The sequence below is a fragment of the Bacteroides sp. AM10-21B genome, assembly GCF_003472565.1.
Classification (GTDB): domain Bacteria; phylum Bacteroidota; class Bacteroidia; order Bacteroidales; family Bacteroidaceae; genus Bacteroides; species Bacteroides propionicigenes.
In genome coordinates this window covers 262539-274940 of sequence record NZ_QRME01000005.1, presented here as the reverse complement: position 1 = coordinate 274940, position 12402 = coordinate 262539, and the positions used below count along the sequence as shown (strand labels likewise).

10 protein-coding genes are annotated in these 12402 nt (G+C 44.5%); 8 read left to right on the top strand and 2 right to left on the bottom strand.

What is annotated here, in order from left to right; all coding sequences use genetic code 11:
- Positions 1-91: 91 nt before the first annotated feature.
- Together purL and DW121_RS08550 are read right to left on the bottom strand one after the other, a co-directional pair.
- A complete protein-coding gene (purL, locus tag DW121_RS08555; RefSeq protein WP_118323528.1) occupies positions 92-3808 on the bottom strand; it encodes a phosphoribosylformylglycinamidine synthase in 3717 nt (1238 codons plus the stop codon).
- Positions 3809-3965: 157 nt separating this feature from the next.
- Positions 3966-5186, bottom strand: a complete 1221-nt coding sequence (locus DW121_RS08550; RefSeq protein ID WP_118323527.1) for an LruC domain-containing protein — start codon at positions 5184-5186, stop codon at positions 3966-3968.
- Between the two features lie 346 nt (positions 5187-5532).
- Between DW121_RS08550 and DW121_RS08545 the strand changes: the two genes are divergently transcribed.
- The 8 genes from DW121_RS08545 (at position 5533) to DW121_RS08505 (ending at position 12368) form a co-directional block, all read left to right on the top strand.
- Positions 5533-6186: a LysE family translocator gene (locus tag DW121_RS08545; RefSeq protein WP_009122436.1), complete on the top strand. Its 654-nt coding sequence runs from the start codon at positions 5533-5535 to the stop codon at positions 6184-6186.
- A gap of 21 nt (positions 6187-6207) precedes the next feature.
- Positions 6208-6753, top strand: a complete 546-nt coding sequence (locus DW121_RS08540) for a DUF4924 family protein (protein ID WP_118323526.1) — start codon at positions 6208-6210, stop codon at positions 6751-6753.
- 59 nt (positions 6754-6812) lie between these two features.
- Positions 6813-7667 (top strand): dTDP-4-dehydrorhamnose reductase, encoded by an 855-nt coding sequence (gene rfbD / locus DW121_RS08535; protein ID WP_117711307.1) that lies wholly within the window; start codon positions 6813-6815, stop codon positions 7665-7667.
- A 36-nt stretch (positions 7668-7703) separates the two neighbouring features.
- Positions 7704-8069: a GxxExxY protein gene (locus DW121_RS08530; RefSeq protein WP_187120018.1), complete on the top strand. Its 366-nt coding sequence runs from the start codon at positions 7704-7706 to the stop codon at positions 8067-8069.
- 46 nt (positions 8070-8115) lie between these two features.
- Entirely contained in the window at positions 8116-9687 is a 1572-nt protein-coding gene (locus DW121_RS08525; protein ID WP_117711309.1) for a peptide chain release factor 3, read from the top strand.
- Between the two features lie 6 nt (positions 9688-9693).
- Positions 9694-10677: a helix-turn-helix transcriptional regulator gene (locus DW121_RS08520; RefSeq protein WP_118323524.1), complete on the top strand. Its 984-nt coding sequence runs from the start codon at positions 9694-9696 to the stop codon at positions 10675-10677.
- 769 nt (positions 10678-11446) lie between these two features.
- Positions 11447-11914: an HU family DNA-binding protein gene (locus DW121_RS08510; RefSeq protein WP_118323565.1), complete on the top strand. Its 468-nt coding sequence runs from the start codon at positions 11447-11449 to the stop codon at positions 11912-11914.
- A gap of 196 nt (positions 11915-12110) precedes the next feature.
- The gene (locus tag DW121_RS08505; RefSeq protein WP_118323523.1) at positions 12111-12368 is read left to right on the top strand and encodes an OadG family protein; all 258 of its coding nucleotides are present in this window, start codon (positions 12111-12113) and stop codon (positions 12366-12368) included.
- Positions 12369-12402 lie beyond the last annotated feature (34 nt).

Below are 12402 nucleotides of genomic sequence, written 5' to 3'. Positions count from 1 at the left end.
ACGGGGAAATGATCGGAAAACAAATGAAATGTGCCAAAGTTCTTGCTGATGCAGAAGCTTTGGCACACTACCATATTATTGGATTATAGCTTTACGCTTTGTCATTTTTTGTCTTTTCTTCCACCCACTTGCGTGCGTTGACAAATGCTTCTATCCATGGAGTAACCTGGTCGCTATGAACACGGTCCTGGGGATAGTAGCCGTTCTGCCACGGGAAGATGGAGCGTTCCAAGTGAGGCATGATAGCCAAATGGCGTCCGTTGGCGCTGGCTATGGCTGCGATGGAATAGTCGGAACCGTTCGGGTTGCCCGGATATTCGTCATAGGTGTATTTTGCCACTACATTGTACTTGTCCTCATCATAAGGCAATGAGAACTTGCCTTCTCCGTGTGCCACCCAGATGCCGAGCTTGCTGCCGCTCAAGGAGCCGAACATTACGCTGCGGTTGGTAGGGATGGTCAGGCCAATGAAGGTTGATTCGAACTTGTGAGAATCATTATGCAGCATCTTTCCCTTCTTTTCATGATCGGGAGTGATGAGGCCCAATTCCATCATCAGCTGGCAGCCGTTGCATACGCCGAGAGACAGCGTGTCTTCGCGTGCATAGAACTTGTCAAGCGCTTCTTTTGCTTTCGGGTTGAAGAGGAAAGCGCCTGCCCAACCTTTGGCGGAACCTAATACGTCGGAGTTGGAGAAGCCGCCGCAATAAACTACCATATTTACATCTTCCAGTGTTTCACGTCCGCTGATAAGGTCGGTCATGGTTACGTCTTTCACATCGAAGCCGGCAAGGTAGAGTGAGTATGCCATTTCACGTTCGCCATTGGTTCCTTTCTCACGGATGATAGCTGCACGAACGCCGGTAGAAGTACGGCGGTCCGGGTCAAGACCGTATTGTGAAAGTTTACCCTTGAATTCGGGTTGGAATACCAAATCCAGCGGCTGCATCTTGTAGTTCTCGAAACGTTTCTTGGCGCATCCGTTCATGGACTGCTTGCGGTCGAGCAGATAAGATGAAGAATACCAGACATCGCGCATATAATCTACACCGAATTGGTAAGTGGCATCGTTCTTGCTTACGAGGATGTGGCGTTCATCAGTCGGCTTACCGATTTTGATATAGCCAACACCGGCATCTTCCAATATCTTCTTGACTTCTTCCTTGTGCTTGTTGCTAATCTGGATAACAATACCCGGATTCTCGGCGAACAATATTTTGATGAGGTCTTGCTCCTTCATCTTGTCGAGATTGATTTCCATACCGCCCTCTACATTGGCAAAGCACATTTCGAGCAGCGTAGTGATAAGACCGCCGGCTGAAATATCGTGTCCGGCAAGAATCAGTCCTTTGTTGATTAATTCTTGTACAGCCAAGAAAGCATCACGGAAGTATTCGGCGTCTTGTACACAAGGCACTTCGTCACCTATTTTGCCTAATGATTGCGCAAAAGCGGAACCGCCCAGTTTCAGCTGGTCGAAGCTGAAGTCGATATGGTAAAGGGTAGTCTTGTCATCATTGACGAGTACGGGAGATACTACTTTCTTCACATCGGAAACCTCACCGCCGGCAGATACGATAACCGTACCCGGAGCGATAACTTTACTGCCGTCGGGATATTTCTGTGTCATGGACAAAGAGTCTTTACCCGTAGGAACATTGATTTGCAGGGCGCAGCAGAAGTCGCTCAATGCTTTGACAGCTGTATAGAGACGTGCGTCTTCACCTTCTTGTGAACGGCACGGCCACATCCAGTTGGCAGACAGAGATACGCTGTCCAAACCTTCGGCAAGCGGAGCCCAAATCAGGTTGGTCAATGCTTCGCTGACGGAGAGAATGGAACCGGCTGCCGGGTCGGCAAGCGCAGCCTGCGGAGCGTGTCCTAAAGAAGTTGCAATACCTTTTTCACCACGATAATCCAAAGCTACGACACCGCAGTCGCTCAACGGCAGCTGGAGTTCGCCCTGACATTGTTGGCGGGCAATCTTGCCTGTTACGGAACGGTCTACCTTGTTTGTCAACCAGTCTTTGCAGGCAACAGCTTCCAGTTGGAGTACGTTGGTGAGATATTCATGCAGTTGTGACAATTCGTATTTCGGCATCTCATAATGACGTTCTACGGTTTTGTCTACCATATAGGTTTTGGGTGAAGAGCCGAACATTTGTTCTACGGCAAGGTCAAACGGGCGTATACCGTCAGCCTGCTGGAATGCGAAGCGGTGGTCACCGGTTGTTTCACCGACTACGTACATCGGGGCGCGCTCGCGTTCGGCTACTTTGCGTACATGCTCGATAGCCTCTTCCTGAATCAACAATCCCATGCGTTCCTGACTCTCGTTGGCTATGATTTCTTTGGCAGACAAAGTCTTGTCACCGATAGGCAGCTTGCTCATGTCAATAACTCCACCGCACTCTTCTACTAACTCGGACAGACAGTTTACGTGTCCGGCAGAACCGTGGTCGTGAATAGAAACCACGGGATTGGTGTCTTCTTCACAAAGTGCGCGTACTACGTTGTAGGCGCGCTTTTGCATCTCTGCATTGGCACGCTGTACGGCATTCAGTTCGATGCCGCTGCTGTAACGTCCCGTATCTACAGACGATACGGAGCCGCCGCCTAAGCCGATGCGGTAGTTGTCTCCACCGATAACGACAACCTTGTTGCCGGCTTCGGGAGCGCCTTTCAGACAGTCGCGTTGAGTACCATATCCTACACCGCCGGCAAGCATGATAACTTTATCGTAACCGTAAACTTCATCTTTTTCTTTGTGCTCAAAGGTGAGTACGGAACCGCAAATCAGTGGTTGACCGAACTTGTTTCCGAAGTCGCTGGCGCCGTTGGATGCTTTAATCAGGATTTGTTCGGGAGTCTGGTACAACCACTCGCGTACCGGAAGTATTTCCTCCCAAGAACGGTCCTCGTCTGTACGGGGATAAGAAGTCATATATACGGCTGTTCCGGCAATGGGCCATGAGCCTTTACCACCACCCATACGGTCGCGGATTTCACCGCCTGTACCGGTGGAAGCGCCGTTGAAAGGTTCTACGGTAGTGGGGAAGTTGTGGGTTTCAGCTTTTAGGGAGATAACACTCTTGATGTCCTTTATCTGGAAGAAGTCGGGTTTGGAGTGGTCTGCCGGAGCAAACTGTTCGATAACCGGCCCCTCGGCAAAGGCAACATTATCTTTATAAGCTGATATAATCTTGTTCGGATTTTCCTGAGTGGTTTTCTTAATCATCTGGAAGAGGGAAGACTCCTGTTCTACTCCGTCGATGATAAATGTACCGCCGAAGATTTTGTGACGGCAGTGTTCGGAATTGATTTGTGCAAAGCCGAATACTTCGGAGTCTGTCAACGGACGTCCCAAGTCTTTCTCTACTTTCTTAAGGTAGTCCATTTCTTCTTTGGAGAGTGCCAGACCTTCTTTTTCGTTGTATGCTTCCAAATCATCTATATGGATAATCGGTTCCGGTTGACGGTTGGTCGTAAATACGTTTTGGTCCAAGCCTTTATACATACGTTGCAGCATCGGGTCACGCTCTGCATTTTCATCCTTTACCGGGAAATATTCTTCGATACGGATAATTCCGCTCAGTCCCATGTTCTGGGTGATTTCCACGGCATTGGTACTCCAAGGAGTAATCATTTCGCGGCGCGGGCCAACGAAATGTCCTTTCAGATTGTCTTCACTTTCGGGGGTGGCTTCTCCAAAAAGCCAGCAGAGTTTGTCGCTGTCTGCCTGGGTAAGTTCGTGGTCACATTCTACGGCAATCACGCTCTTGGATGGTGTTCTGAAAAAAAGAATCATACTTTTATTTAAGAGTTTACGATTTGGTTGCAAAGATATACAAAATCGTTGGTGGGGAGAAAGAAATGGAAATAAAAAAACATCAGCCGATTAAGGAAACTCAATCGGCTGATGTTTATATATGAGGATTTTGGATAAATCGGATGAATAAGTCCGGTTAATTCAAATCAATTACTTTGTCATGCGGTTTCTTGGTGTACCAGTCTTTGTTACCATTTCCTCCACCTTTAACCCAACCTTTAAAGCTTGGGTATGCGTCAATAATATCAATGCCTTCAGCCGGATGTGCCATTAGTTCAGGAATGGCGAAGCCCCAAACCAGATTCTTTTTAGAATTAAACTCTGTATTGGAATCCTGCGGACTCATATCGGTAGGATTGAAACCTCTGAAGTGTATCTCGTTGTTGTTGTCGGGATTTTGAATGAAGAAGTCGAAATACTGAGGAAGAGCCACTGCCAGCCACATATAGCTCGTGGCTATATTGGACTCTTTAAAGTTATTCTTCTCTACTTTACAGCTTACTACCGGCATATCCTTGTTTATCTTATCGGGATTAGTGTTGTAGAAACCACCTTGACGAAGTTTCTCTGTACCGTTGATTACAAAAATCACATCTTGGTCATCACTGCGATTTTCTAATAGTTCCAAAGTAATGCCTTCGTGGGTTGTTCCGCTATAATCTATATCCGCGCCCTTAAGGTTCTTCATCGGGAAACCTTTTAAGCGAATGGCAGGACGATAGGATAATGCACCTCCTATGGCGCGTATCTGGAACTTCATGATAAATCCGTCATTATAAGAACCTTTTTTACCTACTGTGTAGAATGCGTCAATGTTATAGCCGATGACGAAATCGTTGAAGTCATAATCTCCTGTTGCAGGATAGAGGTCTTCGAAAAGGATGGTTCCCATACGGGTTCCGCTGGGGTAGTAATGATGGGTTATTGCCTGTTCGTCGGTATATACTTCCGTTCCTTCGGGCAGAACAATATCTCGGTGTCCCCGTGTCGTTGTCTCATCCGTACTGATTTTTAATGTATTCATTCCATTTGCCGTAGGATATTGTACATAGATATCAGTCAGATAAGTGGGAATATCCAATGAAACTTCTTTTGTCTCATTGGCAGTCAGCGGAAAGTTCTTGACCAATAATTTCTCATCGGTACAGCTTTCATCGGTGTAGAAACTTACAGCCGTATTTACGGGTGAAGTGACAGTATAAGTCTTGCTTTGGGTAGTTTTCCAGTCAAAGTCGGCGGGAACATTCAAGTCCTTTGTACTTTCGGCTTTCTGAGAGTTGAAAACTTCTTTCTCACAAGAAGAAAACATTGCGGTTGCACATAGTGCGAATACCGGTAATAAGTGGCGTTTCTTCATTTTTGTTTTTATTGTTTGATGTTCTGTTTATTAATCGGTACAAAAGTAATAATTATAATATGTATATGCAATTAAAAGTTGATTTATTTAATCTTATATTTGAATATTTTGTTTTTATCTATAAGATATAGCTTAATATATATCTTGCGTAAATTGTTGTATAATAGATTGATATGTGTGTATGTAGGACGTCTTTTAAGTCTTTTGTGTAATCCGATGCAAAATATACAAGTTTTCTATAGCGAACGTGGTTTATAATGGCAGATTATGTTTATATAATCCTTTTCAGTCGAAAAAACGTTAACTCTATTCGCTTGTCTCATAAAAAAGTCCGATATTTGCAGGCATGATTCAGATAGAGACCATATTTGACATATTGTGGAAAGGGTTCATAATTGGTGTTATAGTGTCTGCACCATTGGGCCCTGTAGGAGTATTGTGTATTCAGCGTACTCTAAATAAAGGACGCTGGTATGGTTTTGTAACAGGCATAGGAGCTTCACTGAGCGATATTGCCTATGCTTTGCTGACAGGCTACGGAATGAGTTTCGTATTTGATTATGTCAACAAGAATATATTCTATCTGCAATTGTTTGGAAGCATCCTTCTGTTGATATTCGGTATTTATACGTTCCGCAGCAATCCGGTACAATCCATTCGTCCGGTATCTACCAGTAAGGGGTCTTATTTTCACAACTTCATCACAGCGTTCGCTGTCACTCTTTCCAATCCGCTTATCATATTTCTTTTTGTAGGTCTTTTTGCACGTTTTGCTTTTGTGAGCGAGGGCGTGTTGGTCTTTGAGGCCGTTACGGGGTATCTTGCCATTGCTTTGGGGGCGTTGGCTTGGTGGTTTGGAATCACCTTTTTCGTCAATAAGGTTCGTACGCAATTCAACTTGCGCGGTATTTGGATATTGAATCGTATTATCGGCGGTATTGTCATGGTGGTATCTGCACTTGGACTGGTGTTTACGCTGATGGGTGAGTCACTGTATTAATTATAAATCATAAATCTCAACGTGAAGATTTCACAGCAACTGAAAGAAAAGAATATTGCCGAATACCTTATATATATGTGGCAAGTGGAAGATTTGATTCGTGCGAACAAGTGCGATATCGACCTTATCCGTAGTAATATCATTTCCCGCTATCCGGCGGAAGAGCATGCGCCTTTGGAAGAATGGTATGGAAATCTTGCAGATATGATGCGTGCGGAGGGTGTGACGGAGAAAGGGCATTTACAGATTAACCGTAATGTTATTCGTAACTTGACGGACCTGCACGCCGATTTGCTGGCTTCCACAAAATATCCTTTTTATAATGCAGCGTATTTCAAGGCACTTCCTTTTATTGTAGAGTTGCGACAGAAGGGCGGACAGGAAGAAGAACCCGAATTGGAAACTTGTTTCGAAGCGCTTTACGGCATATTGTTGTTGCGTTTGCAGAAAAAGGAAATCAGTCAGGGTACTGCCAAGGCGGTAGAAGCTATCAGCAGTTTCCTTTCCTTACTTGCCAACTATTACGACAAAGACAAGAAAGGCGAGTTGAAGCTGGAAAATGACTGACGGGATATTTGCATGAGATATGAGTGATATGTAGTAGATAATAAATTGTAGATAGCAAGATGAATATATTAGTAACCGGTGCCAACGGACAGCTTGGCAACGAGATGCGGGTGCTCTCCGCTGAAAATCAGCAACACACTTATTTCTTTACGGATGTGCAGGAATTGGATATATGCGATGAGCAAGCCATACGCGCATTTGTGTCCGGCAATCAGGTGGATGTTATTGTGAACTGTGCTGCCTACACGGCGGTAGACAAGGCGGAAGATAATCCGGAACTTTGCGATAAACTGAACCATATAGCTCCCGGCTATCTGGCTGCTGCGGCTGAGGCTTGTGGTGCTGCCATGATACAGGTTTCCACGGACTATGTGTTCGATGGAACCGCCCATATACCTTATATAGAAGAAATGACTCCTTGTCCCAATTCCGTTTATGGTTCTACAAAACTGGCGGGTGAACAAGCTGTTATGGAGAAGTGTAGTCGTGCAATGGTTATCCGCACGGCATGGTTATATTCTATTTACGGCAATAATTTTGTAAAGACAATGATTCGCTTGGGCAAAGAACGTGAAAAGTTGGGAGTTGTCTTCGACCAGATTGGTACGCCGACTTACGCCAATGACTTGGCTCGTGCCATCTTTGAGGCAATCAATCAAGGCATTGTTTCCGGTATTTATCATTTCAGTGACGAAGGTGTTTGTTCATGGTATGATTTTACGGTAGCCATTCACCGCATTGCGGGTATCACTTCATGTAAAGTCAGCCCGTTACATACGAATGAGTATCCTGCCAAAGCTCCGCGCCCTCAGTACTCGGTATTGGATAAGACGAAGATAAAAAAGACTTTCGGTATAGAGATTCCCCATTGGGAAGAGAGCTTACAGATTTGTATTGAGAGACTGGATTTTTAGGCACGGATTACACGGATTTCGCAGAGAGGAATAATAATGTTGTGTGAAGAACTGACGTCGAAGATTATTGCGGCATTTTGCGAGGTTCATAAGACGTTGGAATTCGGATTTTTGGAACAAGTGTATCAAAATGCACTTTACCTTGAGCTGAAAGAAAGAGGACTGAAATGTGAATGTCAGAAAGATTTAAATGTATATTATAAAAATAGAATAGTAGGTACGTATAGAACGGATATGATAGTTGAGGACGCTATTATCTTAAAATTGAAAGCTGTTTCTACGCTAAGACCGGAACATGAATGGCAGTTGGTGAACTATCTGAAAGGTACAAATTTGCAGGTAGGTTTATTGCTGAATTTTGGCTTAAGCGCAGAAATAAAGCGTAAGATACTGATACATTAAAAAAACTGTGAAATCCGTGTAATCCGTGCCTGAAAAATAACTAGTTATGGCAAATCAAGAAATACAGAGAAGACGAACCTTTGCGATTATCGCGCATCCGGATGCCGGTAAGACATCGCTGACTGAAAAACTACTACTTTTTGGCGGTCAGATTCAAGTGGCAGGTGCAGTAAAAAGCAACAAGATAAAGAAGACGGCAACGTCGGACTGGATGGATATTGAGAAACAGCGTGGTATATCCGTGACCACCTCTGTAATGGAGTTTGATTATCGTGATTATAAAATCAATATTCTCGATACTCCGGGTCACCAGGACTTTGCCGAAGATACTTACCGTACATTGACGGCGGTAGACAGCGTTATCATTGTGGTGGACGGTGCGAAAGGTGTGGAAACCCAGACGCGCAAGCTGATGGAAGTCTGCCGTATGCGCAACACTCCGGTGATTATCTTCATCAATAAGATGGACCGTGAGGCAAAAGACCCGTTCGACTTGCTGGATGAGCTGGAAGAGGAGCTTTCTATCCATGTCCGCCCTTTGACATGGCCTATCGAGAGTGGCGCCCGCTTCAAAGGGGTTTATAACATCTACGAACATAACCTGAACCTTTACCAACCTTCCAAACAGGTGGTGACAGAGAAGGTGGAAGTAGATGTAAATACGGAAGAATTGGATAACCAGATTGGTTCGTCGCTGGCAGACAAGCTGCGTAGCGAACTGGAACTGATAGACGGAGTATACCCCGATTTCCAAGTAGAAGAATATCTGAAAGGTGAACTGGCTCCCGTATTCTTTGGCTCTGCCTTGAATAATTTCGGTGTACAGGAGTTGTTGGACTGCTTTGTCGAGATAGCTCCCAGCCCCCGTCCTGTAAAAGCGGAAGAACGTGAAGTGGAACCGGATGAGCCGAAATTCACAGGCTTTGTTTTCAAAATTACCGCTAATATCGACCCGAATCACCGTTCATGTATCGCATTTTGTAAGATATGTTCCGGTAAGTTCACCCGTAATACGCCTTACCTGCATGTGCGTCATGGCAAAACAATGCGCTTCTCTTCGCCCACACAGTTTATGGCACAACGTAAGACTACCATCGACGAAGCATGGGCGGGAGACATTATCGGCCTGCCGGATAACGGCACGTTCAAGATTGGCGATACGCTGACCGAGGGTGAGATGCTCCACTTCAGAGGATTGCCGAGTTTCTCGCCGGAGATGTTCAAGTACATTGAAAATGCCGACCCTATGAAGCAGAAACAACTTGCCAAGGGTATCGACCAATTGATGGACGAAGGTGTGGCGCAGTTGTTTGTCAACCAGTTCAACGGACGCAAGATTATCGGTACGGTAGGACAATTACAGTTTGAGGTCATTCAATACCGTCTGGAAAATGAATACAGCGCCAAGTGCCGTTGGGAGCCGTTGAGCCTCTACAAGGCTTGCTGGATTGAGAGTGACGACCCTGCCGAACTGGAATCTTTCAAGAAACGTAAGTACCAGTATATGGCGAAAGACCGTGAAGGCAGGGATGTATTCCTGGCAGACAGCGGTTACGTTTTGCAAATGGCGCAGATGGACTTTAAGAATATAAAGTTCCACTTTACGAGCGAGTTCTGATTGCACATGAAGTCTTTTTTCAATTTTATTCTGCTGTTATTTCTCCTGTGGGGAGTGGCAGCCTGTTCTTCCCCTGCCAATAAAGACATGCTGGAGTACGAACAAACTCTTGTTCATGCCGACTCTCTGGTACAGTCCGGTGCTGCCGACAGTGCCCGTACCGTTCGTTTGCTTTCCGAACTGCATCGCGAATACGCTCAGGTGAAAGAGCAATCCGGAGGGAGACCCCTGCGCCTGATGCCTGCTACGGGGTGGAAGCACACCCTTTGGGGAGTATTCGCCACATTGATGTTGAGTCTGAACGTTTGGCTCTCCATACGGGATATAAAGTTTACGAATGATCGCAAGCACCGGCGTTATCTTGTAGACTTGAGTGAGAACGAACACCGCCTGCTCAACAATGAGCGTGAGCGTGCCGAACTGGAAGAATGTCTTCGGGAAATGTCACTGGAAGATGACGAACGTGAGGAGGTACAGCACTCGCTGGTAAATCTTATGGCTCATGGCAGCCAACTGCACGAAGAGAACAATGCTCTGCGCTCCCGCCTCAAGGAGTATGAAGACCATCCTGTTCCTCGCGAGCTGGAGCTGTTGGAGAAAGAGGGTGAACGCGTCCGCGAATTGGACGGGCAGGTACAAGCGCTCACTGCCACCTTGATAGATAGTGATGAGGTGGTGGAGCGGTTGCGCAGCCATCCCAAGTTTCTTACGGAAGTTCAGTGGGAACATTTACGACAACTGACAGATAAAGTGTATATGGGCATTTCCGACCGCCTCACTTTCCGTTTTCCTCAACTTACACCTGCCGACCTTCAGCTTTGCTTGCTGATGCGTCTGCGCTTCACGAATGCGCAGATAGCAACGCTTACGGCTGTCTCTCCCGCTTCTGTCTCCCAGCAGAAGTTCCGCTTGAAAAAGCGGTTGATACAGTCGGATGAATCTTTGTTCAAAAACGGGGAGACGGTGGATGCGGTGGTGTGCGGGTGTTGATGCGTGTAGTCTCTTTTTTACTGTTAAAAATACTCTATTATACAATTACTCAAGAATTCTCTACAGCTTTATTGTTTCTCTATGTGTAAAGTTTTGTTGTAATCCGGACGAGATACTCGGAACTGTAATAAATTTAGTTAGATTGCAAAAAAGTCCCGTCAAAAATGCTTCTTGTCGAAGGAATTAAAGATAACGACTGTGGTACTCTCATATGCCGACAGAGGCAGCCTTGTATAACGACAGAGGTGACCTTGCATAACGACAAAGCCTGTCATTATTAAGATAGTATATCCGGTGTTTGTGTTTTGTTGTAATATTTTAATTACTTATCAACTTTTGGTTGTATTGCCGAGTAGCTCTTTCTATAGCACATAGGTGCTATTGTAGAGATGTCTTAATTTCGTGATACTTATTATCAGCGTTTTATATAGTACTTTGGTAGAGATTTCATAGAAAACTAAATTTTTGATTTAGTTTTCTATTGTTGTATTGTAGAGATGTGTCATTTGCAATTGGTTGATTTTTAGTTGTTTTGTAAGATTTGCTGTAGAGTCGATTTTCTTGTTTTTCTTTCTTGTGCTCTTTAACTTTGCAACATCGAATTTGAGAAAAACGAAATACTTAATTGTTGAGGCCTCGCGATAGAGTTTTTTCTTATTACTTCTTGAAAAAGATGTGGCTTCGATCGGCCTTTAATCTGATCGGTCAAGGCGGTGATGACCGGTTCACCTGCAATTATTTTATATATGTACTTAATATATTATCAGTTATGTTTTATAAAAGAACTCAGCAAAAAATCAATGGTTTGTGGTATCCAAAATCTATCACATGGGGTAAGGCCGTTACAAGTAATCAGGTGGCGGATCAATTGGCGTTACTTTCTACCATAACTCGTGGTGACGCATATGCTATTATCAAGAATTTGGGAAATGTACTTTCTCTTTATATGGCACAAGGACGTACGGTAAAAATAGACGGAGTCGGTACCTTTTATTATACAGCTACCGCCAATAAGAACGGAGTAAAAACGTCTAAGGAGGTCAGCGCTTCTCAAATAGTGGGTGTACGCGTCCGTTTTATTCCCGAAGTAGAACGAGACATTAATAATAAGATTGTTACTCGTAGTATGGTAAACAGTAATATTTGCTGGGAAGAGTGGGGCAAAACTTCAGCTTCCGGCAATGGCGGTAACGGTGATGACATTGAGAGCGGTGAAGCGGAAAATCCGTTAGGATAATCTTTAATAACATCCGAGCGGCATTCCGTACCAATGTTACAGTATTGATAAATGAGTTCCCATATTGTCCTTCCGGGCAATATGGGAACTTTTGTTTTAGCATTATTTATAATTATATTGCACTATCCTTTAATGAATTATCGCTAATTTCGTACGATTTTTTATAAATCGGACAGAATAACTAATAAATTATAATATGGAAAACTTAAACATAGCGCTTCTGCTAATGGTGGTAGGTATGGCAACAGTGTTTGCTATCCTATTGATTGTTATCTACTTAGGAAAGGGTCTCATTGCTCTTGTGAATAAATATGCTCCCGAAGAGGTTGCTCCTGCCAAACAGGCGGCAAATGCTCCTGCGGTTATTCCCGGCAATATCATGGCGGCTATCAGTGCGGCTGTTACAGTAGTGACACAAGGCAAGGGTAAGGTAGCGAAAGTAGAGAAAATTTGAAATAACTAATCTTATATAAACACACACAGGAATA

Bases quoted from the DNA above. Each gene is read 5' to 3' on its own strand.
- DW121_RS08520 (WP_118323524.1), top strand. From the start codon at position 9,694: ATGAAGTCTTTTTTCAATTTTATTCTGCTGTTATTTCTCCTGTGGGGA.
- DW121_RS08510 (WP_118323565.1), top strand. From the start codon at position 11,447: ATGTTTTATAAAAGAACTCAGCAAAAAATCAATGGTTTGTGGTATCCA.
- DW121_RS08505 (WP_118323523.1), top strand. From the start codon at position 12,111: ATGGAAAACTTAAACATAGCGCTTCTGCTAATGGTGGTAGGTATGGCA.
- purL (WP_118323528.1), bottom strand. From the start codon at position 3,808: ATGATTCTTTTTTTCAGAACACCATCCAAGAGCGTGATTGCCGTAGAA.
- DW121_RS08550 (WP_118323527.1), bottom strand. From the start codon at position 5,186: ATGAAGAAACGCCACTTATTACCGGTATTCGCACTATGTGCAACCGCA.
- rfbD (WP_117711307.1), top strand. From the start codon at position 6,813: ATGAATATATTAGTAACCGGTGCCAACGGACAGCTTGGCAACGAGATG.
- DW121_RS08525 (WP_117711309.1), top strand. From the start codon at position 8,116: ATGGCAAATCAAGAAATACAGAGAAGACGAACCTTTGCGATTATCGCG.
- DW121_RS08530 (WP_187120018.1), top strand. From the start codon at position 7,704: ATGTTGTGTGAAGAACTGACGTCGAAGATTATTGCGGCATTTTGCGAG.
- DW121_RS08545 (WP_009122436.1), top strand. From the start codon at position 5,533: ATGATTCAGATAGAGACCATATTTGACATATTGTGGAAAGGGTTCATA.